We start from the raw sequence: 21,917 nt of genomic DNA, 5'->3' as shown, positions 1-21,917 counted from the left end.
CCCTAAATCACCGAGGGGCGGGCCTGATAACCCACCTCAGCAACAGCGTTAACCAGCTGCTTTACTCTCACCGAGGGCGAATGCTTAACGATGATCCTCCCCGACGAGAACTTCACTTCCGCCTCGTGCACCCCGTCGAGGGTCAGCAGCTTGGTTTCAATCTTGGATACGCAACTCGGGCAGCTAAAGCCTTCTGCGCGCAAGGTGGTCGTCTTAATGTTTGAGGAGGTCATTGTTCCTCTCCTTCCAGTGTCGATGACCTGTTGTCACCTTTGACATTAAGAAGGAGAAGAGATTGCTTCCTTGATCCAGATCAAAGAGCAGAAAGTTCTTCTAAAGCGCCTCTGTCCTGCACGGATATCCACTGTCGTCCGGAATCAATCAGCCCGGCGCGCTTGAATCGACCCAGCACTCGGGAAGCAGATTCCAGTGTCGTTCCCGCCATTCCGGCGATGTCGTCTCGGTTGAGACGAGCCTGCAGCAGCAGACTTCCGTCAGGTCTGGTCTCCCCTAGCTTGTCAGCGAGGTACTGCAAGACCTCAGCCACCCTCTGTTCCACCGTGGCGTCCATGCGGACTGAATCCTGGACGAATCCGCGATCCAGGCGTTGTTGTTGGAAACGCATGATTGCCAGAGCAAGTGAAGGATAGTTGTCGACCACCTGAGCAAGGTCAGCTGCTGGCAAATAAAGAGCACAAGTAGTCTCCATTGCCCAGCAGGACGTCGTTGCTTCCACCGGACTAGTACTCACCGGCCCTAAGATGTCGCCGGGTACTGCGATATCAAGGGTCGCTTCCCTACCTTCTGCAGTCGGCCTGGTAATTCGCGCTCTTCCTGCTGCGACCAGATACGTGCCGTCAATGACATCGCCTGCGAACATGATCGCTTCACCTACACCCCAGGACCACGCCGAAATGTATTCATCGAGTTCCCGGTGCTGCTCGGGTGCAAGGTCTCGCGTTAAAGGCGACCTCGCCAATACCGAAAGACGCACCTCACGTGAACAATGGTGTGGCTGTGCGCAGGCATCACGGACCGGGTTTCTCGACATATCTGCAGCTTAGTGGCATTTCCGATCCAGCTACAATGCTCTGGTAATTCATCGTTAGGATAAGCAGCATGGATACTTCTATCGAACTGCGTGCCACCCAAGAATCTGACCGCACCTATATTGCTCGCCTGAACTTCCTGACTGAGACCTTCGGCGACGAGCACGGTGAGGTCAGCGAGGAGTTCGAACCAGAGTACGGCTTCTACGTCGAATCCTGGGAACCTAACCAGGGCGGCTTTATCGCTTGGGATGGCTGCATCCCGGCCGGCGGGGTCTGGCTGAATTGGGGCAACGAGTACGCCCGCGGCTACGGCCACATCGAAGAAGGCATCCCGGAACTCGCCCTCGCAGTCGAGGGACGCTACAAAGGCCAAGGCATCGGCACCGCGCTCATTAACGCCGCCACCGAACTCGCCCGCACCCTGCGCGCCCCCGGCATCTCACTTTCCGTCGATCCCGCCAATGAACGCGCACACCGCCTCTACAAGCACCTCGGTTTCGAGCAAGAAGACGTCTATAAAGAGCACCCAGTGCTCGTGAAGCGTTTCTCCTAACCCAAGAAATCCCTGGTAGGAGATGTAGAAAGACCGACCGTCATTTTTTCGACGGTCGGTCTTTTACTTGTGGAGCATAGGAGAATCGAACTCCTGACCTCCTGCTTGCAAAGCAGGTGCTCTACCAATTGAGCTAATGCCCCGTGCGGCCTTTAGTGTAGACCCGTTTGCCGCAACTACCAAAAATCCAGATGACTACCCTGGGGGCAATGATTGATTTTGCAGCGCCTGCCGATGTCGTCGCGCCCCAACTTCTAGGCTGCATCCTCACCTTCCATGGGGTCAGTGTGCGCCTGACTGAGGTGGAAGCCTATCTCGGCGCGGAGGACCCAGCTTCGCATACTCACAAGGGCCCAACGCCGCGCAATGCTGCGATGTTTGGTCCACCAGGGCACCTGTATGTCTATGCGTCTTATGGCATTCACCGCAACGGCAATATCGTGTGTGCACCAGAAGGAACCGGCCAAGGTTGTCTGCTGCGCGGTGGTGAGGTCATCGATGGTGTGGAGCTCGCCCAGGAGCGTCGCGGCGCGACGGATTTCCACAATCTGGCCCGAGGACCGGGAAACCTCGGCAAAGCGTTGGGACTAACTCTCGAAGACAATCACACGCCTGTGCGCCTGCAGGAGCGCTCAGCAGAACCCGAATGGGTCTCTGGACCGCGGATTGGAATTAGCCGCAATAAGGACGCGCCATTACGCTTTTGGATTCCCTTCGAAAAGACCGTCTCCGGACGGCGCGGGTATCCGAAGAAGAATTAGTAGCGGCCGCCGAAACGCTCGTCGGTTTCAATGGCTTTGATGATCTCGTTGTCGATCTCGGTGAGTTGACGAACTTGCTCGCGGCTTAGGTTGTCCATCACCGTGCGACGGGCCTGTGCTGCGTGGCCGGGGGCGGTTTCGACGACTTTGTCCCAGCCGGCATCGGTAAGCTGTGCCAGCGTCGTACGGCCATCGGTGGGGTCCGGGGTGCGGGTGACCCAGCCGTGCTTTTCCAGGCGCGAGACCACCTGACTGAGTCGCGACAGCGAACCATTCGAGGTGACCGCCAAATCACGCATGCGCATGCGCCAATCTTCCGCCTCAGACAGACGGGAGAGCACCGTGTACTCGAAAAAGCTCAAACCGGAATCCTCGCGCAGCTGCGCATCCAAGATGTTCGTGAGACGAATCGTCACACTCATCAAGGACATAAAAGACTCAAGCTCTTCTGGATCGAGCCATACTTGCTTCTCGCTCATGAATATTTATCCTAGCAAGCTGCACAAATCAGTTTGAGCCGGTGCTCCCCTACCTGCAGACATTAAAGATTTGAGATATAAACAGAAGTACTCAACGCAAGGAAGGAAACCATGTCGCAGTTAAACACGTACCGACTGTTATCTGGAGGCTCAATCCTGGCACTACTTGCCTTGTTTATTGTCCACAAGAACTACCAGCTCCCCGAACCTTGGGTCAGCATCCTGGCTCTCGTCATCGTGGTCGTTGCTATCGCTGCGACAACAGCAATGGGCATCGCAGAGTACAAAAGGACTCGCCGTGGCTGATCAAGCAGAACGACGCCGACATGTCCGCGAAGCTATCCACAACATTGAAATGGAAGGCCTCACCGTACCTGCTGCCTCTAAGGAAGATGCTGAACTCTACGTTGCGGGAGCCATTGAGTCGGACGAACTCATAGAACGGGTACGCGTCCGTTACGGGCTGCAGGACTAGAGACCTAAAGTTCAAGAAACCACTGGTAGGAGATGCAGAAAGACCGACCGTCATTTTTTTCGACGGTCGGCCTTTTACTTGTGGAGCATAGGAGAATCGAACTCCTGACCTCCTGCTTGCAAAGCAGGTGCTCTACCAATTGAGCTAATGCCCCATTGTTCCGTGGTGGGCCTAGCTGGAATCGAACCAGCGACCTCATCGTTATCAGCGATGCGCTCTAACCGACTGAGCTATAGGCCCTTGTGCGGAACGAGTTGTAACTTTACATACCGTCCCGCAGTTTTGACAAATCGCCAGGTTAAGGGCGGTTTTACTCGGCCTCTTCGAGGTGGATAATCAACCCACCAAACACGTCGACGATCGAGTTATAAATGACCGCCAACAAAGGCGCGAGCAAGGTCTGCAACACAGCCACGATCGCACCGATCAAGGCGCTGACGGACAGCACTACGCCGAAGGACAACTCGAAGGCACCGCCCACGCCTGAGACGAGCGAGTTAAGTGACTCCCAGATGCCCACCTGAGCCAGACCGAAGTACAACAGGCACACGGCGAGGATCCAGGCGACGAGTCCGACGAGGGACATCGCTAGGCCTAAGCGGAAAGCGGACAGCGGCGAGATGCGCGCTAGTTGTTGCTCGCGTCGTGCCATGGCTTACTCCTCATCCTTGGCGCCGTCGGTGGCCTTGAGTTGCTCCTGCTTGACGTCATCCAAGGTCTTTTCACCCTTGGCGACTGCCTGAGCTTCCTCTTCGCCGTCATCTTCGACGTTGCGGTCGATGGCCAGCAGCTCCACGTCATCGGAGAGGTTGACCAGGCGCACGCCCATGGTGGCGCGGGAGGACGGACGGATCTGGCCGACCTCGGTGCGGATAACACCGCCGGCGGAGGTGATGGCGAAGATTTCGTCGGTTTCGTCGACAGCAATCGCACCGATGAGCTTGCCGCGCTTCGGGGTGTACTTGAAGGTCATGACACCCAGGCCACCGCGGCCCTGCGGGGAGTACTCCTCGATGGCGGTGCGCTTGCCGTAGCCGCCCGAGGTAGCCACGAGCAAGAACTCACCGTCGTGGACCACGGACATCGACAGCAGCTGGTCGTCGTCGCGGAAGCGCATGCCCTTCACACCGGCGGTGGCACGGCCCATCGGGCGCAGCTGGTCATCGTCAGCAGTAAAGCGGATGGCTTGGCCCTGCTCAGAGGTGAGAAGGATGTCGTCGCCTTCGTCGACCAGGCAGGCACCGATGAGCGAATCGCCCTCGTTGAGGTTTATAGCAATTAGGCCGGCAGAACGAGCGGACTCGTAGTCGGTCAGGCGGGACTTCTTCACGCGACCATTGCGGGTGGCCAGGACCAGATATGGCGCGTCCTCGTAGGACTGAATCTGGATGACCTGAGCAATCTTTTCTTCCGGCTGGAACTCCAGCAGGTTAGCCACGTGCTGGCCACGGGCGGCGCGACCTGCCTCAGGCAATTCAAAGGCCTTAAGGCGGTAGACGCGACCGAAGTTGGTGAAGAACAAAATCCAGTCGTGAGTGGAGCAGATAAAGAAGTTCTTGACTATGTCATCTTGCTTCAACTCCGCGCCACGCACGCCCTTGCCGCCGCGCTTCTGGGCCTTGTAGGCATCGACCTTGGTGCGCTTGGCGTAGCCGGTGGCGGTGATGGTGACCACGACGTTTTCGCGGGCAATGAGGTCTTCGTCGCTGACGTCGCCAGAAGCGGCAACAATCTGGGTGCGGCGCTCGTCGCCATACTTGTCGACGATCTCAGCCAACTCATCGTGCACAATCTGACGCTGGCGCTCCGGGCGGGCCAGGATGTCCTTCAGGTCAGCGATTTCGCGCTCGATTTCTTCCAACTCGTCGACGATCTTCTGGCGCTCCAGGGCTGCCAGACGGCGCAGCTGCATAGCCAGGATGGCATCTGCCTGGTCGTTGTCGACATCCAGCAGGTCCTTCAGGCCTTCGCGGGCCTCGTCGACCGTTGGGGAACGACGGATCAGCGCGATGACCTCGTCGAGCATATCCAGAGCCTTGACCAGGCCGCGCAGGATGTGTGCGCGCTTCTCGGCCTCATCCAGGCGGTACTGGGTACGGCGGACGATGACCTCGATCTGGTGCGCCACGTAGTAGCGCAGCATCTGGTCCAGACGCAGAGTGCGCGGCACACCATCGACAATGGAGAGCATGTTCGCACCAAAGGAAGTCTGCAGCTGGGAGTGCTTGTAGAGGTTGTTGAGCACCACGCGAGCAACCGCGTCGCGCTTCAAAGTGACCACGATGCGCATGCCGACGCGGTCAGAGGACTCATCCTCAATCTTGGAAATACCAGCGATCTTGCCGTTGGCCACGGACTCCGCGATGTTGGAGATCATGTTGTCCGGGTTGACCTGGTACGGCAGCTCCGTAATAACGATGGTCTGACGGGAGCCGGACTCCTCAATGGAGGTCACACCGCGCATGCGGATGGAACCACGGCCAGTGGTGTAGGCATCCTTGATGCCCTGGTCACCGACGATAAGGCCGGCAGTCGGGAAATCCGGGCCCTTCACGCGTTCCATGCAAGCTTCGAGTGCTTCTTCATCGGAAGCCTCAGTATTATCCAGCAGCCAGTAAATGGCCTCTGCCAGCTCATTCAAGTTGTGCGGTGGGATGTTGGTGGCCATACCAACGGCAATACCGCCGGAACCATTCATCAACAGGTTCGGCACACGCGACGGCAGAATATCCGGCTCTTGGGTCTTACCGTCGTAGTTCGGGGAGAAGTCCACCGTGTTTTCACGGATGTCACGGACCATCTCCATGGCCAGTGGCGTCATGCGGCACTCGGTATAACGCATTGCTGCGGGGCCGTCGTTGCCGCGGGAGCCGAAGTTACCTTGGCCATCGACAAGCGGGTAGCGCATGTTCCAGGACTGAGCCAAGCGCACCAGGGTGTCATAAATAGCGGAGTCGCCGTGCGGGTGGAACTGACCCATGGTGTCCGAGACCGGACGCGCGGACTTCACATAACCGCGCTCCGGACGGTACCCAGAGTCAAACATCGCATAGAGAATGCGACGGTGAACGGGCTTTAGGCCATCGCGCACATCCGGCAGCGCGCGGCCCACAATGACGGACATGGCGTAGTCGATGTAGCTCGACTCCATCTCCTCATTGATATCAATGGGAAAAATCCGATCGACTTGATCGTCGTTGTGGTCACTCATAACTGCCCATCTTACGCTAGAAACCCCTTAAAAAGGCGCTCAGCGCGCGTTGAAGCACATTCAGTAGCAGGTCTGATACCAAGCTGATACCATTTCGTTCATGGCAATGACTCTAAGACTTAGCCCGGAACAGGACCATGCGTTGACGTTGTTGGCGTCGGCGACGGGGACGTCGAAGCATGAGGCGGCGGTGCGGGCGATTGTGGCGGCGGCGTCGCGCACGCTTTCCGATGCCGCCGTGGCCCAGCTAGCCCGGGACCTTCTACCTGGTCGGCAGCAGTTGGAAGATGAGATTCGGCGGGCGCGCTCGTGACGCCGGAGCAGCTTTTGGTGGTCGCGCGGGAGTTTTGTCCGCGTTATCGGGTATCCATTACTGACTTCGCGGCATTGTCGGCAGCGAGTGCGGCAGCGCATGCGCGTATCGATGGCATCGAGGTCCACGATGGACCCCAGAGTGCAGCCGCAGCACTAGAAAAGGTACTGCGCGCAGTTCCCGCACTGAGCGGACATAATGCGGAGTTTGCACGGTTATGTAAACGTATATATTTACAATCCGCGGAACTCCGGTAAGTTAAACCAGGTAACCCCTGTGAAAGGAAGAGATATGTCCGCAAAGAAGATCCTTGCTTCCGTCATTACGGCCGCTACCCTATCAGCGACTGTTGTTCCTGCTGCTTAAGCACAGTCCAGCTCCAGCTCTGCACCGTCTGGCCCGGCTGGGTGGACCGTCGAGCAGGCTGAGGAGAACGGCTTCCAGATGGGCGAAGCCGGCAACACCTCTTCGGGATCTTCTGTGCTAGACGTCTCCCTCGTCGCTGCTGGCATCACTGCCGCCGTCGCAGCAGTCGGCGCCGGCATTGCCGTGCTGAGCCCGGCTGTCGATGTCGAGCAGATCCTGCGCGATATGGGCCAGCCACAGCTTGCCGATCAGGTTCGTGACCTGCGCGCCAGCCTGGGCATCCAGTAAAGACATCGGCAGTTAAAACTATGTCTAACCTGTCCCAACTGCTGGAATCCGGTACCCGCCCCCAGGTCGTTGAAGACCTGACCAACTTCGCGGAAAAGAGCATCGCTGAGCAATCCGGCATCGCCGGCATGGCGCTTAAAGGTGCCGTTGCCACCGCCAAGAAGGTGAAGTCGGATGTCGTCGCCAAGGCAGTCAACGCCCTGCTTCCGGACGTCCTCAACGAGATGGAACCGCACTGGCAAGAATTTGATTCTTCCCGCTCCGACGACTTCGGCGCGTTCCTATCCACCCGTTCCAAGGACGTCACCGATTCCATTCTCAACGTCGCAGATCGCAAGGCTGACGAGGTCAACAACAATACTTTGACCAAGACGTATAAGTCTCTGCGTAGCAAAGCCGCGAAGATTCTAGAACCGAAAATTCCGGAGCTCGCGAACATCTTGCAGCGACATATGTAGACCCGGCGTAGGGTGGCCGCATGTCTTCTAATACCTATTCCGAATTCATCCGCAGCCGCTTTTCCCCTCGCGCTTTCCTGCCGGATCCGGTTCCGGCAGAAGTCATCAAGCAAGTGCTTATCGATGCCCAATCGGCACCGTCGAACTCCAACACCCAGCCGTGGATTGTGCACTTGTTTGGCGGGGATGAAGTCACCAAGCTCAGCGAGGCCCTTCTGAAGCAATTCGACAGCAAGGGCCCTACCCCGGATTTCACCACCGATTACGGCGACGGTGTCCACAAGAAGCGCTCGCAGGAACTGGGCGCCAAGATGTACGGCATGCTTGGTGTTGAGCGCGACGACAAGGAAGGTCGCATCGAATTCATTCGCGAGAACCTGCGCTTCTTCGGCGCTCCTAACGCCGCCATGCTCTTTATCCCTGCACTCGGTGACCGCATGCGCGCCGCCTTTGACCAGGGCACTTTTGTCGAAAACTTCCTTCTTTCCCTGCGTGCACATGGCTACGATGGCATCCCGCAGGGTATGCCTTCCCTGGTCGCCCCGGCAGTGCGTGAGCACTTAGGGCTTAGCGATGACTACCAGATGGTCACCGGCATCGCCTTCGGCAAGGCCGACAAGGATGACCACATGTACAAGGTCGGACCAGGCCGTGCACCGCTTTCTGAGATGGTCACTGTCCACGGCATCGACGACCTCGATCTCGACTAGCCTCGCACGCTCGTAATTTGGGAGCCGTGGAAGACCAGCGGTAGACCCGCAATGAATTCCTCGGCTTCCTTTACTTCCAACAGCGCCAAGATGTGGTCGCCGGTATCGATTTCATCAATAAGCTGCGTGGTCAGGTGCGCCGCGGAATCTTCCAGCAGCACCGCTTCCCCATTCTTGCGCCAACCAATATTGGCAAAGCGCTTATCCTTCGGACCAGCCAGCTGCCGCACCACCGGCGCGTGATTCTCCGTCAGCACCGAAATACCAATCTGATTCGCAGTGCGCAGCAGCGACCAGGTTGACGAGGTCTTTTGGATGCTCACGCCCACCAGCGGCGGCTCCAAGCTTAAGCCCACGAAGGAACCGACTGCCATGCCAACTGGCTGATCATCGACAACCGCAGACACCGCCGTCGACGGAGTCGGCGCATGCGCCAAAATCGAGCGCAACTGCAACGTATCGAGAGTCTTCGTCTGAGTAGGCATCAGGTTTCCTCCTGGTATCGACTAAAGCCTTGTCCTTGTGTGACACCAAGTAGACCAGGCAGTCTGTGATCTACGCCAGGAATTGATACAGACTGAATTTTAGCGTCCAATTGGCCCGTAAAATTGCCTGCAATTTTGCCTTTTTATGCACGTTTCTCACTATCGTGAGAAGTAGAATTTTTACACCTTGAACAGGGTATTTAAGGCCCTAATCGATGTTCCAGACTGTCGACTTGTGCATGGCACACGACGCTATAGACTTCTCGGTCTACTATTTGGGCATGACCACCGTCACACAGCACCACACCACCACGACCCCGTTGCGTTTTAGCCTGCCTGCAACGCCATTGACAAGGGTGTTGCACCAGATTCGTACTGGTGCGCCGATTAGTCGAGGTGGCATTCGTAAGTCGTTGGGCTACTCGCAGCCGAGTGTGACCCGGCAGGTCAATGCGCTTATCGATGCCGACTGGGTCGAACAACTCCCTGCCCCGGTGCGCGATAGTGTCAGCGCTGGTCGTCCCAGCAAGGACTTAGAACTCAATGCTCGCCACGTCGTGGTGTGGGGCGTGCATATTGGCGCGCGCAATTCGGTGCTGGTCATTTGTGATGGTGCTGGTCGTATCCTGCGCGAGGAGAGCCTCGACGTCGCGGTGCATCGCTCCACACCGCAAGACTTTCTCGATTACATCGCAGGTCGTATGCAGGCCCTTAGCCAGGGTCTGCCCACACCTCACAGCGTTGGCGTGGCTTTCTCCGAGCCCATTGGGGATGATGGTCTGCTCAGCTCTGACGTATACCGCTGGCAGGAAGTTCCGGCAGCGCACTTGCTTAGCGATGCCCTCGGCCACCCCGTATCCTTCTCCACCGGTGTAGCTGCCATGGCAGCTACTGAAATGCTCTCGCATCCACTAAATACTGAAACTGCAGGTCCTGCCCTGGATTCCACGATGAACATCTATGGCCGCGAAGTAGTCACACATGCGTGGATGTTCAATGGTGCTGTTCATCGCCCGCACAGCGGTAAGCCGGATTTCGACTTCGCCGGTTTGCTGGATTCAGACTCCAAGCTTCTGGCAGCAGCATCCGAACACGACCATGCCCATGCGCTGAGCAATTCGACGGTGCTTTATGCCGCAAAGCAGCTAGGTATTGAGGCAGAAAGCTTCCGTGAGCTCATCGCTCGCAGTGGAAGCGAGCCGCAGGTTCGCGATCTTCTGTCTGAAAGGGCCTCTGCCCTTTCTGCCGCTATTCGTTTGGCCGTTGACCTCGTTGATCCAGTCTCCGTGGTCTTTGCTGGTGAAGCGTTCACCGATGACCCAGCCTCCATCAAAGAGATCGTCGGTCAGCTGCGCTCGCATAGCTCGCATCCGAAGCTGCGCATTCAGCGTGCCGGTAATCGGGTACTCCACAACGCTGCACGCATGAGCGCACTGTATCCATTGTGGAATAACCCGTTGGCTTAAGACACTGCGTACTAGAACTTGGTGCTCAATTGAGGTGGCTGACCAGTCACGACCGCTCGACCGACAGCGGCAAGCTTGTCCCGGCGGCGCTCGTGGAGAGTATGCGTGCGCAGGTTCTTCCAGTAGCGAACGAAGGGATCGCTGCCGGTTGCAACAACAGTCCCGAGTAGTTCGTAAGCGCGGCTGGCGATGTCCACACTCGCACTGCTGACCACCGTTTTTGCTGCAGCAACCGCGAGGGCAGCGTCTTCGTTGGAGGCTTCATCGTTCCACGCTGCCTCAACTGCTGCGGCGGCTTTCTCTAACGACGCATTGGCTGCAAAGCGCTGGGCTTGCAGCTCCCCGGCGAGGTGATAAGTCAGGGTGTCGCTGGGATTGTCGTGACCGGGTTGGGGCCAGGTGCGGGAGTTGAGGTGGCTGAAGGCATCGTTAAGCGCTGCATCGAGAATTCCGACGTCGATGCCTAAGTGCAGAAGCTGCGCGAAGGAACCATAGGTGGGCAGTTGGAGTGCGGCATCGAAGGTGTAGATGTCCGAGTTGGTGCACTCGACATCGTTGAGGCGCACCGTGCCGGAACCGCTCAGTTTCTGGCCGAGGCCATCCCAGTCGTCGATGATCTCGATACCGGGCGAATCTACTGGCAGAAAGATGCCCAAGGTTTGGTTGTCGTCGCCTGGTTTTCTTGCAGTGATTGCCAGGTAGTCGGCATGAATCGACCCAGTACAGAAGCGCTTTTCGCCTTTGAGAAGAAAGTGTTCACCGTCTTTGTGGAGAATGGTGGGCTCGCCGAGTTCGGCTTGTGCGTTGGCAATCAGCGCACCACCTATAAGGCGTTGTGCCCACTTGTCCTCTTCGTCGGGTTTCTCGCCGCTAAAAAGCCAGCGGCTGAACACGAAGTGGCTCTGGGGAATCTGCGCGAAGGAACCATCGGCGGTGCCGAGCAGGCGGAAAATCTCTGCAATGTCGGTGGGCTGGGTCTCGGGACCGCCGAGTCGTTGCAGCACTACGGCAGCGAGAATGCCGGATTTTTTAAGCTTTTCTACTTCCTCAGTGAGGTGGTGACCAGCACTATCTTTAACAACGGCAGTTTTTTCGACGGTGTTAGCTAGCTGCTGCGCGATGTGGACGAGGTTGCTCATCGGCTTGCCACGAAGGGAGTGGTGCCCGTAGAGCTCTTCTTTGTCTCTTCGTGGTTTTTCACCTCGATTCCGAGCTTCTGTAGTTGTGGAACGACGCCTTCGCCGACTTCGAAGGCCTCCTCGAGGTGTGGGTATCCGGACAGGATGAAGTGCTTAAATCCAGCCTCGCGGTAGTCGGTGATGCGTTGGGCGACTTCTTCATAAGAGCCAACGAGTGCGGTACCGGCACCACCGCGGACGAGGCCGACGCCGGCCCACAGGTTGGGTGCGATTTCGAATTCGTGGGCGTCGACGCCCTTGCTGAAACCGGCACCCTGATTGTGGAGATCGGTCATGCGACGCTGACCTTCAGATTGGGAACGAGCCAGGCCTTCTTGGATACTGCGGACGGTGTTGGGGTCGAGGGCATCGATAAGCCTTTGTGCTTCTGCCCAGGCCAGCTCCGGGGTCTCGCGGGCGATGACGTGGAGGCGGATGCCGTACTCGAGTTCGCGGCCTTCCTTCTCGGCGGCTGCTTTAACCTTCTCAATCTTTTCCTTGGCTGGTTCAACGGGTTCGCCCCAGGTCAGGTAGACATCGCTGCGGCGGGAGGCGACCTCAATGCCGACGGGTGAAGAACCGCCGAAGTAGACGGATGGGACGACCTCGGGCTGGCCGCGTAAGGCAGCGCCTTCAACATTGATGTGATCGCCGGCGAAATCGATGGGTTCAGGGTTGCGCAACAGGTGGTCAACGACCTGCAGAACCTCATCGGAGCGACGGTAGCGTTCTTCTTTGGTGGTGTGGTCACCGTAGGAGCGCTGTTCGTGATCCTCACCGCCGACCACCACGTTGACGGCCAGGCGTCCGCCGGAAAGATCCTGGAAGGTCTTAATCAGCTGGGCAATGATGGTCGGACTAATCAGGCCTGGTCGCAGGGCGACGAGGAACTTCAGGCGGGAAGTTGCACCGATGAGCGCAGCGGTGGACAGCCAGGCGTCCTCGCACCACTGGCCGGTTGGGGTAAGGACGGATTCGAAGCCATTGTGTTCAGCGGCTTTGGCGAGTTGGACGAGGTAATCGAAGGTGACTTCGCGCTCGCCCCGGTGCTGGCCGGAACCGTGACCGCCCGACATAATGCCACGGGAATCACCATAGGTGGGCAGGAACCAATGCAGGACGACGTTGTTGTCTTTGATGCTGTTCATAATGTGTTTCTTTCGTTGTCGTGGGGTTTAGTGCTGTCGGAAAGAGGCGCCGATATGAGTATCGGGCAGGCGATCGCCATGGCCGTGAAGCTTGTGGCGTAGGGAGCCGTCGGTGTAGCTGGTCTTGTAGCGGCCACGCTTTTGTAGTTCGGGAACGACGTAGTCGACGATGTCCTCAAAGGTGCCGGGTGTAATCGCGTAGGCAAGATTGAAGCCGTCGACGTCGCCTTCGTCTTGGAAGCGGATGAGTTCGTCGGCGACTTCTTCACCGGAGCCGACAACGACTGGACCGAATCCACCAATGCCGGTGGCGTGGCCAAGGGTTTCCACAGTCCAGGCTCCTTCAGCAGTGCCTTTGCTGATCATGGCGGCAGTGGATTGGATGGCGTTGGACTCGATGTTGGTGATCGGTTCGTCCAGGCCGTAGACGGATAGGTCAGTACCGGTCCAGCCAGACATGAGAGTCAGGCCACCGACCGGGTCGATGTAGCGGGAGAATTCCGCGAATTTCTCTTCGGCTTCCTTGTGAGTCTTGCCGGTGATAATCGTCTGCATCGTGAAGATCTTGATGGCATCGCGCGGACGTCCGGCGGCTTCGGCAGCCTCACGGATGCGGCTGACGGTGTCTTTGACGCCGTCGAGGTTGTCGGCCTTGATGAAGACTGCTTCGGCATGCTGACCAGCGAACTTAGTACCACGCGGGGAGGCACCGGCTTGGTAGATAACCGGGGTGCGCTGGGTGCTAGGTTCGGTAATCGCGATGCCGGGCACGTCGAAGTAGGTGCCGTGATGGTTGATGGGATGGACTTTGTCCGGGTCGACGAAGGTGCCGGATTCGGCATCGTTAAGCACTGCATCGTCTTCCCAGGAGCCTTCGAGTAGCTTGTAGACGACTTCGAGGTATTCATCGGCGCGGTCGTAGCGCTCATCGTGTGGGAGCTGGTCCTTGTTGCCCATGTTCTGTGCGGCAGAAGGCAGGTAACCAGTCACGACGTTCCAGCCCACACGCCCGTTGGTCAGGTGGTCGAGCGTTGCTAGACGACGCGCAAAGGGATACGGATGTTCATACGCAGTTCCAGCGGTGACACCGAATCCAAGGTGCTTGGTCGCGTGTGCCATGGCCGGCACGATGAGCGAAGGATCGTTGACGGGGACCTGGGCACCAGCACGCAAGGCGGCTTCATTGGATGAGCCGTAGATGTCATAGGTTCCAAGTACATCGGCGATGAAGAGGCCATCGAAAAGCCCCCGCTCCAGCAACTGCGCCAAGTCCACCCAGTAATCCAAGGTGTTGTACTCGCGTGCTCGATCGGCCGGGTGGCGCCACAAACCCGGTGATTGGTGAACCACGCAGTTCATGTCGAAGGCATTAAAACGGATTTCGCGCTGCGATTGAGGCACGACAATCTCCTTAAATGTAGAACGCTTTGTCTGTTGTATAGCTACACGTTAAGGAGGGTTTTAGAACTTTGCGAGCGTAGAATTCATCCCGAATGAAATATCCGGGCGTGATTTATAGACCGATTAGTCTATGCGCGCAAAAACGGCCGCCCACCAGCAATGATGGAACGGCCGCAGGGACGAAACTGGATTAGATATCCAGGAAGCGCACGTCCTTGGCGCGACGGGTAATAAACGAGCGGCGGGCCGCAACGTCATCGCCCATAAGGATGGAGAAGAGCTCGTCAGCGCGCTGAGCATCTTCCAGGTCGACGCGACGCAGAACGCGGGTTTCCGGATCCAGGGTGGTCTCCCAGAGCTCGGAGGCGTTCATCTCGCCCAGACCCTTGTAGCGCTGAACACCGTCGTCCTTGTTGATCTTGCGGTTGGCTTCCAGGCCCTCGGCAAGCAGCTTGTCGCGCTCGGCATCGGAGAAGGCGTAGCCTGGCTCGCCCTTGCTCCACTTCAGCTTGTAGAGCGGCGGATTTGCCAGGTAGACGTGGCCTTCCTCGACCAGCTGCGGCATGAAGCGGAAGAGCAGGGTCAACAGCAGCGTGGCGATGTGCTGACCGTCGACGTCGGCGTCGGCCATGAGCACGATCTTGTCGTAGCGCAGCTTTTCGATGTCGAATTCTTCGTGGATACCAGTACCCAGAGCGGTGATGATGGCCTGGACCTCGTTGTTCTTGAGCACCTTGTCCATGCGGGCCTTTTCGACGTTCAGGATCTTGCCGCGCAGCGGCAGGATGGCCTGGAACATCGAGTCACGACCAGCCTTGGCGGAACCACCTGCGGAGTCACCCTCCACGATGTAAAGCTCAGACTTGCTCGGGTCCTTGGAACGGCAATCGGCGAGCTTACCGGGCAGACCGCCCAGGTCAGTCGCGGACTTACGACGGACCATCTCGCGAGCCTTGCGCGCTGCCATGCGAGCGTGGGCGGAAGAGACTGCCTTGTTGATGATCGCCTTGGCCTCAGCCGGATTGGCGTCGAACCAGTCATTGACGTGCTCGTTGACGGCACGCTGGACGAAGCCCTTAATTTCAGAGTTGCCCAGCTTGGTCTTGGTCTGACCCTCGAACTGCGGATCGCCGACCTTGACGGAGATAACCGCGGCGAGGCCCTCACGGCAGTCATCACCGGAAAGGTTGCCGTCCTTTTCCTTGATGAGGCGATGCTCCTTGGCATAGCGATTCATCAGGGTGGTCAGTGCGGCACGGAAGCCCTCTTCGTGGGTACCGCCCTCGTAAGTATTAATGGTGTTCGCAAAAGTGTGAACGGACTGCTTGTAGCCCTGGTTCCACTGCAGTGCGATTTCGACCTCGTGGTCTTCACCCTTGGCCTCGAAGGAGACAATGGTTGGGTGAATGGCGGTCTTGGTCTTGTTCAGGTGCTTGACGTAGTCGACCAGGCCTTCTGGGTAGTAGAAGGTGATCTTCTTCTGCAGCTTCTTTTCGGACTTGCCGTCCTCGTCGCCAGCCTCGTCCTGCTCAGAATCAGCTGCATCCTCGGACTCATCCTTGTCATCGAAGGATGCATCCATCTGGGTCTCGCCGGACTCAGCGTCAGCAATTTCTTCGAGCTCCAGCTGCTCCTTGGTCACGCGCTCATCGATAAGTTCGATGGTCAGGCCCTTGTTCAGGAAGGCCATCTCCTGCAGACGACGCGCGATGGTCTGGTAGTCATACGTGGTGGTCTCGAAGATTTCCGGGTCAGCCCAGAAACGCACCTTGGTACCGGTGCCACGGGCATTGTCACCCTCGATGAGTTCTTCCGGAATAGCGTTGGTGAAGTTCTGGTACCAGTGCTTACCGGAACGCTTGATCTCAGCTTCCACGCGGGTAGACAGCGCGTTCACGACGGAGATACCCACACCGTGCAGACCACCGGATACCGCGTAAGAATCGGAGTCGAACTTACCGCCGGCGTGCAGCTGGGTCATAACGACCTGAACGGTCGGTGCGCCCGAGGCGTGCATTTCTACTGGGATGCCGCGGCCGTCATCGGTGACTTCCACGCCGCCATCGGCAAGCAGCTTCACCGTCACCTTGGAGGCGTAACCGGCCATGGCCTCATCGACGGAGTTGTCGACGACCTCCCAAATCAGGTGGTGCAGGCCGCGCGAACCGGTAGAACCGATGTACATACCGGGACGCTTACGAACAGCTTCGAGGCCTTCGAGGATCGTAATTGACCCCGCATCATATGCGTGTTGTTCAGCCACGGATTCGTGTACTCCTTTTGGCTAGAGCTAAATTTAAGACTCTAGCCATTCTACACCGTGGCCCCCTACTGGATCGCACCCTACACGCGCGAGAGGGCGCAGGGCGGGGCTTTTTAAGCTTTAAGGCAAGACCAATTATCCGTAGGTGTCTTGAGAACCTTGGGGTTTAACCCACTGTCGGCCAGTGTAGTTACGGTGCTGCTTGGGTCCATTGATCTGCAGCTTGACGATGACATCAGGCCCCAACCGATCAGCAATCTTCTTTAAAATCTGCCTTTGCAGATAGCGCAGCTGCGTCGCCCAGTTGGAGTTTGCGCAGGACACATACACCACCTGGTCTTTGATCTTTTCCGGCTTGGTATGCGCCGCAATGGCCTCACCAACCAGGTTGTCCCAGTTGCCCATGATCCAGCCGTGCGCGAGCTCATGCTCCCAGCCACGCTGCCCAATCTCTTTGCGAATCTGCTGGCCCAAGCTGGGAATATCAATACTGCGCCGCTGCTTGCGCCCATCCGGCCCCGTGGGCTTTCCACCTCGTGGACCAGTGAGATAACTCAGGACGGCAGCATCATCGTTGACGCTGTCGGCTTCTTGTTCTTTGTTCTCTTCTGCAGGCTCGACTGGTTTCGGCGCCATGCTGAAGCGACGTGGTTTACCCACCAGCTTTGGTGGGTTTGGGGAAAGCTCTCGCGCACGCTCGAAGACCTGGCTGACGAGGTCACTCATCGTCATCACCGGTGGGGCTTACCTGCATAATTTCAGAAATGCGGCCTTCTTCGTCGTCGCGGACGGTAACTTCGAAGCGGACGCTGGGCTCGAGGTTGTCGGGCAGGTCGCCATCGACAGCTGCGGTGATGAGAACCTGTTCAGCTTGGGTAGCTAGGGCAACGAGCTTGGTGCGACGCTTGGCGTCGAGTTCAGCGAAGACGTCGTCGAGAATCAAAATCGGATCGGAGCCGTCCTGACGCAGGATTTGAAATTCCGCGAAGCGCAGCGAGATGGCATAAGACCAGGTCTCACCGTGGCTGGCGAAGCCTTTGGCCGGTTGAGGGCCCAGATTGAGGATCAGGTCGTCGCGGTGTGGACCGACCAAAGAGATGCCGCGTTCAATTTCGCGGTTGCGCTTGGCCGCCAGTTCGGTGAGCAGCATCGCTTCGATGACGGATCGATCAGTGACATCCACGGTGGACTTGTACTCCACGTGCGCAGGACGCGATTCCGGTGCGAGGCTGGCATAGGACTCGGCAATGAGTGGGCCGAGTTCATCGAGAAGCTCCAGGCGCCCCTGGATGACCTGTGCACCGAGGTTGGCGAGCTGCTGATCCCAGACATCAAGGGTGGCCAGGGCGGATTGGCCATCGGAGTCGCCGTAGCCGCGTCGCAAAGCTGCCGATGCAGACTTCAGCAGTGCGTTGCGCTGGCGCAGCACCTTGTCGTAATCGGCCTTCACACCGGCCAAGCGCGGGGTGCGCGAGGCAATGATGTGGTCGAGGTAAGCACGCCGCTCAGCTGGTTCGCCGCGCACGAGGGCTAGGTCTTCAGGGGAGAACAACACGGTCTTGACCACGCCGAGGATCTCACGGGTGGACTTCAAGCGTGTGCGGTTGATCTGTGCCTGGTTGGCACCGTGCGGTTTGATGAGCAGGTGCGCGGTCAGTTCCCGGCCCTGGTTGACCGCGGTTAGGGAGATGCGTGCGTTTTTAGCACCTTGGCGCACCAATGGGGCGTCTTGATTGACGCGGTGGGAAGACAGGTGTGCGGCATAGCCGACGGCTTCGACGATGTTGGTTTTGCCGTAACCGTTCCGTCCGACGAAAAGGCTGATTCCGGGAGCAAGCTCGATGTGCAGGTTAGACCACGAGCGATAATCCCGGATATCCAGATCGCGAACGTACATAGGAAATGCCAGCTTAGCCCGGCAGGCGAACCGGCATCAACAGGTAGGTGAAGTCGGTATCCGGGGTTGGGAAGTTGCCTTCCTCGTCTGCCTCGGGCAGTTCTTCTGGTTCCGGAATCATAATTGCTGGACGGGATGGCTCGGTGAAGCCGAAGACGACGCGGTCGGTGTGTACGACGCCGAGGCCGTCCTTGAGGTAGCCCGGGTTGAAGGCGATGAGGAACTCGTCGCGGCCGCTGAAAGCACAAGGAATGGTCTCGTGTGCGTTACCGGATTCCGCACCAGCAGCCAGGACGACCTGGCCTTCACTGAAGTGCATGCGGATCTGGGCGTTGCGCTCAGTCAGCAGGGACACACGACGGATGGCTTCCTGCAGTGGTGCAACTTCGATAGACGCCATGGCGGTGTGGCTCTTCGGCAGCAGCGGTGCCACGTTCGGGAATTCCGCATCGAGCATGCGCGTGGTGGTCTCGCGGCTTTCAGCGTGTAGGCCGAAGAGGCCATCAGCGCCGATGTTCTCGCCAGCACCCACTGCGATTTCGACTGGGGTGTTGAGGTGAGAATCCAAAGAACGACCTGCATCCTGCAGGGTCTTTGCCGGGACGAGGAGCTTAGCCTGAACATCGTCAGATGCTGGCTCCCATTCCAGGGTGCGACGTGCCAAACGGAAGCGGTCGGTGGCGGTCATCTCGACGTTCTTGCCATCGATGCTCAGGTGCACACCGGTCAGCATCGGCAAGGTGTCATCCTTGCCTGCGGCAGCGGCGACCTGGGAGATGGATTCGCTAAACAGCTGTGGGTTAATGGTGCCGGTGACCTCGGGGAGTACTGGCAGCTGCGGGTAATCGTCGAGAGGAATCAACGGCAGCTCAAAGCGAGAGGTGCTGCAGACAATCTTGATTTTGGAAGCATCGTTCATGGTGACTTCGACTTCCTTGTTCGGAAGAGTAGCCACGATGTCTGCCAGCAGCTTGCCGGCTACGGCGATCTGACCTGGTTCATCGACCATGGCCGGGATGCGTACGCGGGTTGATACTTCGTAGTCGAAGCCTGCGAATTCCAAACCATTGTCATCGGCAGTAATGAGCATGGCCTTCAGCACCGGCTGCGTCACCTTGGAAGGAAGGCTACGGGCTACCCAAGAAACGGCGCCTGCGAGGTCTTCCTTGGCAACGCGAAATGCAACAGATTGATCCATGGTGCTTGATGCTCCTTGCCGAACGACAAATCTTTTGTGCTTAACCGTTACCAACTTACCGCATCGCTGCGACAGCAACACCTCACTCCATCTGCTCTAAGTCTTGTCATTTAGAAGCCGCGCGAGAGCGGTGCAGAGAATTACACACATTCTTTTTCTTCTTAGAGATCAAAAGAGATTATCTAGTGGTAGTAATAAGCGCTGTGGAACCTGTGAGTAACCAGGTAAATCCCAAGCTCGTGACGCGTGGCGGCGCTGTGGGATCACATGTGGGGTGGATGTGAGTAAATGACAATTTTTGTGAGCAACCAACAAGGTCATCGTTTTATCCACAATCTATCCACAGAACACCGCTGATCCGATCACAGCAGATCCCACAGGGTTTTGAGCAGCAGAAATGATCTGTGGAATTCCATTTTGTGATCAAGATCTACAAATTACAACAGTGAAATTACACAGCTGTGAAATTCTTTGTGGATAAGTGTGGAGTGGGTGTTGTGCCTGTTAAAGATACGAAAACGACTACTGGGGCAGCCTTCTTAGTGAAGGACTGCCCCAGTAGTGGAGTGTGAGTAAGCGCTTAGTTACGCGTGTGGTTCTTGACCCGTTGGGTAAGCGCTTGAATCTCGTCGTAAGTCGTGCGGTTTTCTGTCATTTCCTTGCGGATCTTGCGATCGGCATAGATGACCGTGGTGTGGTCCTTGCCGCCGAACTCCGCACCAATCTTTGGTAGGGAGAGTTCGGTCAGTTCGCGGCAGAGGTACATCGCCAGCTGGCGGGCATGAGCAACCGCGCGTTTCTTGCCGGCACCGCGCAGGGTGGCGACGTCGATGTCGAAGTAGTCAGCGGTGACATCCATGATGGCTGCTGCGGTGATCTGCTTATCGGCACTATCCGGGGCGAGATCACGCAATGCGATTTCTGCCATTTCCAGGTTGATCGGTTCGTTGACCAAAGAAGAATAGGCCGAGACACGGATCAGTGCGCCTTCGAGCTCACGAATGGAGGACTCAAAGCGCGAAGCAATCAGTTCCAGCACCGCGCGGTCGACCACGGTGTTATCCGCAGAGGCCTTCTTCATCAAAATGGCGATGCGGGTTTCTAGGTCTGGCGGCTGAATATCAGTAATCAGACCACCTTCGAAGCGGGTACGCAGGCGATCTTCCAGCGTGGTGAGCTGCTTCGGAGGACGGTCCGAGGACAAAATGATCTGCTTATTGGCCTGGTGCAGTGCATTGAAGGTGTGGAAGAACTCTTCCTGCGTGGACTCTTTGCCCTCCAAGAACTGGATGTCGTCAACCATAAGAATGTCGAGGTTGCGGTAGCGACGCTTGAAGGATTCCTGGCGGTCATCGCGAAGCGAATTGATGTAGTCGTTGGTGAACTCTTCCGAGGACACATACTTCACGCGCAGACCCGGGTGCAGGACCTGGGCGTAGTTGCCTGCGGCATGCAAAAGGTGCGTTTTGCCCAGGCCAGATCCACCCCAAATAAACAGAGGGTTGTAGGCACGAGCAGGACTCTCGGCCACAGCAACAGCAGCACCGTTGGCGAAGCGGTTGGAAGAACCAATGACGAAGCTGTCGAAGGTGTGCTTCGGGTTCAGCGACTTTTCCAAATTCGGATCGTGTGCTGGTTCCTCGCGCGGGATGCGCTGGCCATAGGAAGACTGCGACTGGGATTGCTGGCGGTTGTAGTGATCCGCGAGCCCATCCAGGCTGGCCGGGGCATGCGAGCGGGTCCAGCCATCAGACGTTGCAGCCTGATCTTGTTGGGGAGGCTGTTGTGGTGCAGCGTTCTGTGACATCGAGTAGGCATCGACCTGTTGCGGGCGCTGGTGCTGTGCCGGCGATTGCTGAGCAGGTGCCTGTTGTTCAGTTGGAGTCGGGTTGGACGCAGGCGTGGGATCGGTAGCCGTGGGTTGTTCCGGGGTGGCCAAGGTGACCGCCAGCGAGCAAGGGCGACCCATGTATTCGGTCAGCGCTTTGGAAATGTGTGGTCCGAGTTCTTCTTCCACTACCCGCTTGGCGCCCTCGTCGGGTGCGGCCAGCAATGCATAGCCATCCATCAACATGATGGGGCGGACTAATTGCAGGTACAGACGCTGGGTATGGGTGAAGCTGGGTACGTCGGAATCACGCTGCTCAGATTTGTTGAGCAGGTTCGAGACGATGGCGCGCCAGTTCTCGTTGATCTGATCTTGCTGTTCGGTCAC

The 21,917-nt window shown here is 57.7% G+C and carries 23 protein-coding genes and 3 tRNA genes; 9 read left to right on the top strand and 17 right to left on the bottom strand.

Annotated elements, in window-relative coordinates; genetic code table 11:
* Positions 1 to 2: 2 nt before the first annotated feature.
* A complete protein-coding gene (locus UL81_RS00125; protein WP_035106102.1) occupies positions 3 to 233 on the bottom strand; it encodes a heavy-metal-associated domain-containing protein in 231 nt (76 codons plus the stop codon).
* A gap of 80 nt (positions 234 to 313) precedes the next feature.
* Complete coding sequence (locus tag UL81_RS00120) at positions 314 to 880, bottom strand: Crp/Fnr family transcriptional regulator (RefSeq protein WP_321114035.1); 567 nt, start codon at positions 878 to 880, stop codon at positions 314 to 316.
* Positions 881 to 1,119: 239 nt separating this feature from the next.
* Between UL81_RS00120 and UL81_RS00115 the strand changes: the two genes are divergently transcribed.
* The gene (locus UL81_RS00115) at positions 1,120 to 1,605 is read left to right on the top strand and encodes a GNAT family N-acetyltransferase (protein ID WP_035106104.1); all 486 of its coding nucleotides are present in this window, start codon (positions 1,120 to 1,122) and stop codon (positions 1,603 to 1,605) included.
* 70 nt (positions 1,606 to 1,675) lie between these two features.
* On the opposite strand, the gene UL81_RS00110 is transcribed toward UL81_RS00115, so the two are convergent.
* Positions 1,676 to 1,748: transfer RNA gene (locus UL81_RS00110), tRNA-Ala, on the bottom strand.
* Positions 1,749 to 1,814: 66 nt separating this feature from the next.
* Between UL81_RS00110 and UL81_RS00105 the strand changes: the two genes are divergently transcribed.
* Entirely contained in the window at positions 1,815 to 2,366 is a 552-nt protein-coding gene (locus UL81_RS00105) for a DNA-3-methyladenine glycosylase (RefSeq protein ID WP_035106105.1), read from the top strand.
* Here UL81_RS00105 and UL81_RS00100 read toward each other — a convergent pair.
* Positions 2,363 to 2,845 carry a MarR family winged helix-turn-helix transcriptional regulator gene (locus UL81_RS00100; RefSeq protein WP_035106106.1) on the bottom strand — a complete coding sequence of 161 codons (483 nt, stop codon included), beginning with the start codon at positions 2,843 to 2,845 and terminating at the stop codon, positions 2,363 to 2,365. The genes UL81_RS00105 and UL81_RS00100 overlap by 4 nt on opposite strands.
* A gap of 111 nt (positions 2,846 to 2,956) precedes the next feature.
* Between UL81_RS00100 and UL81_RS00095 the strand changes: the two genes are divergently transcribed.
* Both UL81_RS00095 and UL81_RS11875 read left to right on the top strand, forming a co-directional pair.
* Positions 2,957 to 3,151, top strand: coding sequence for a hypothetical protein (locus tag UL81_RS00095; protein ID WP_035106107.1), 195 nt, complete (start codon positions 2,957 to 2,959; stop codon positions 3,149 to 3,151).
* On the top strand, positions 3,144 to 3,320 hold the full coding sequence (locus UL81_RS11875) for an antitoxin VbhA family protein (protein ID WP_201774403.1): 177 nt from the start codon (positions 3,144 to 3,146) through the stop codon (positions 3,318 to 3,320). The genes UL81_RS00095 and UL81_RS11875 overlap by 8 nt, the downstream gene beginning before the upstream one ends.
* Positions 3,321 to 3,401: 81 nt before the next feature.
* Here UL81_RS11875 and UL81_RS00090 read toward each other — a convergent pair.
* The 4 genes from UL81_RS00090 to gyrA all read right to left on the bottom strand — a co-directional run bounded on the left by UL81_RS00090 (position 3,402) and on the right by gyrA (position 6,531).
* Positions 3,402 to 3,474: transfer RNA gene (locus UL81_RS00090), tRNA-Ala, on the bottom strand.
* Positions 3,475 to 3,483: 9 nt separating this feature from the next.
* Positions 3,484 to 3,560: transfer RNA gene (locus UL81_RS00085), tRNA-Ile, on the bottom strand.
* Between the two features lie 70 nt (positions 3,561 to 3,630).
* A complete protein-coding gene (locus UL81_RS00080; protein ID WP_035106108.1) occupies positions 3,631 to 3,972 on the bottom strand; it encodes a DUF3566 domain-containing protein in 342 nt (113 codons plus the stop codon).
* A gap of 3 nt (positions 3,973 to 3,975) precedes the next feature.
* Positions 3,976 to 6,531, bottom strand: coding sequence for a DNA gyrase subunit A (gene gyrA, locus UL81_RS00075; protein WP_035106109.1), 2,556 nt, complete (start codon positions 6,529 to 6,531; stop codon positions 3,976 to 3,978).
* Positions 6,532 to 6,631: 100 nt separating this feature from the next.
* Between gyrA and UL81_RS00070 the strand changes: the two genes are divergently transcribed.
* The 4 genes from UL81_RS00070 (at position 6,632) to UL81_RS00055 (ending at position 8,666) form a co-directional block, all read left to right on the top strand.
* Positions 6,632 to 6,844: a hypothetical protein gene (locus UL81_RS00070; RefSeq protein WP_035106110.1), complete on the top strand. Its 213-nt coding sequence runs from the start codon at positions 6,632 to 6,634 to the stop codon at positions 6,842 to 6,844.
* Positions 6,845 to 7,288: 444 nt separating this feature from the next.
* Positions 7,289 to 7,498, top strand: a complete 210-nt coding sequence (locus tag UL81_RS00065) for a hypothetical protein (protein WP_035106111.1) — start codon at positions 7,289 to 7,291, stop codon at positions 7,496 to 7,498.
* A 20-nt stretch (positions 7,499 to 7,518) separates the two neighbouring features.
* Positions 7,519 to 7,956: a DUF6918 family protein gene (locus UL81_RS00060; protein ID WP_035106112.1), complete on the top strand. Its 438-nt coding sequence runs from the start codon at positions 7,519 to 7,521 to the stop codon at positions 7,954 to 7,956.
* A gap of 20 nt (positions 7,957 to 7,976) precedes the next feature.
* Positions 7,977 to 8,666 carry a nitroreductase gene (locus tag UL81_RS00055; RefSeq protein ID WP_082099122.1) on the top strand — a complete coding sequence of 230 codons (690 nt, stop codon included), beginning with the start codon at positions 7,977 to 7,979 and terminating at the stop codon, positions 8,664 to 8,666.
* On the opposite strand, the gene UL81_RS00050 is transcribed toward UL81_RS00055, so the two are convergent.
* Positions 8,663 to 9,151: a flavin reductase family protein gene (locus UL81_RS00050; RefSeq protein ID WP_046453118.1), complete on the bottom strand. Its 489-nt coding sequence runs from the start codon at positions 9,149 to 9,151 to the stop codon at positions 8,663 to 8,665. The two genes, UL81_RS00055 and UL81_RS00050, sit on opposite strands and share 4 nt — an antisense overlap.
* 281 nt (positions 9,152 to 9,432) lie before the next feature.
* Between UL81_RS00050 and UL81_RS00045 the strand changes: the two genes are divergently transcribed.
* A complete protein-coding gene (locus tag UL81_RS00045; protein WP_046453618.1) occupies positions 9,433 to 10,617 on the top strand; it encodes an ROK family transcriptional regulator in 1,185 nt (394 codons plus the stop codon).
* Between the two features lie 11 nt (positions 10,618 to 10,628).
* Here the strand turns inward: UL81_RS00045 and UL81_RS00040 are convergent, their stop codons facing one another.
* The 8 genes from UL81_RS00040 to dnaA all read right to left on the bottom strand — a co-directional run bounded on the left by UL81_RS00040 (position 10,629) and on the right by dnaA (position 21,917).
* Positions 10,629 to 11,756, bottom strand: a complete 1,128-nt coding sequence (locus UL81_RS00040) for an acyl-CoA dehydrogenase family protein (RefSeq protein WP_046453117.1) — start codon at positions 11,754 to 11,756, stop codon at positions 10,629 to 10,631.
* Positions 11,753 to 12,943 carry an LLM class flavin-dependent oxidoreductase gene (locus UL81_RS00035; RefSeq protein WP_035106113.1) on the bottom strand — a complete coding sequence of 397 codons (1,191 nt, stop codon included), beginning with the start codon at positions 12,941 to 12,943 and terminating at the stop codon, positions 11,753 to 11,755. Before UL81_RS00035 ends, UL81_RS00040 begins: the two co-directional genes overlap by 4 nt.
* Before the next feature lie 27 nt (positions 12,944 to 12,970).
* Positions 12,971 to 14,344 (bottom strand): LLM class flavin-dependent oxidoreductase, encoded by a 1,374-nt coding sequence (locus UL81_RS00030; RefSeq protein ID WP_269078723.1) that lies wholly within the window; start codon positions 14,342 to 14,344, stop codon positions 12,971 to 12,973.
* 190 nt (positions 14,345 to 14,534) lie between these two features.
* Positions 14,535 to 16,607 carry a DNA topoisomerase (ATP-hydrolyzing) subunit B gene (gene gyrB / locus UL81_RS00025; protein WP_046453115.1) on the bottom strand — a complete coding sequence of 691 codons (2,073 nt, stop codon included), beginning with the start codon at positions 16,605 to 16,607 and terminating at the stop codon, positions 14,535 to 14,537.
* A gap of 135 nt (positions 16,608 to 16,742) precedes the next feature.
* Positions 16,743 to 17,339, bottom strand: coding sequence for a DciA family protein (locus UL81_RS00020; protein WP_035106115.1), 597 nt, complete (start codon positions 17,337 to 17,339; stop codon positions 16,743 to 16,745).
* A complete protein-coding gene (recF, locus tag UL81_RS00015; RefSeq protein ID WP_046453114.1) occupies positions 17,326 to 18,504 on the bottom strand; it encodes a DNA replication/repair protein RecF in 1,179 nt (392 codons plus the stop codon). The genes UL81_RS00020 and recF overlap by 14 nt, the downstream gene beginning before the upstream one ends.
* Before the next feature lie 13 nt (positions 18,505 to 18,517).
* The gene (gene dnaN / locus UL81_RS00010) at positions 18,518 to 19,702 is read right to left on the bottom strand and encodes a DNA polymerase III subunit beta (RefSeq protein WP_035106116.1); all 1,185 of its coding nucleotides are present in this window, start codon (positions 19,700 to 19,702) and stop codon (positions 18,518 to 18,520) included.
* Positions 19,703 to 20,282: 580 nt separating this feature from the next.
* Positions 20,283 to 21,917, bottom strand: a complete 1,635-nt coding sequence (dnaA, locus tag UL81_RS00005; protein WP_035106117.1) for a chromosomal replication initiator protein DnaA — start codon at positions 21,915 to 21,917, stop codon at positions 20,283 to 20,285.

This window comes from Corynebacterium camporealensis, assembly GCF_000980815.1.
Taxonomy (GTDB): domain Bacteria; phylum Actinomycetota; class Actinomycetes; order Mycobacteriales; family Mycobacteriaceae; genus Corynebacterium; species Corynebacterium camporealense.
This window is presented reverse-complemented; position numbering and strand designations above follow the sequence as displayed.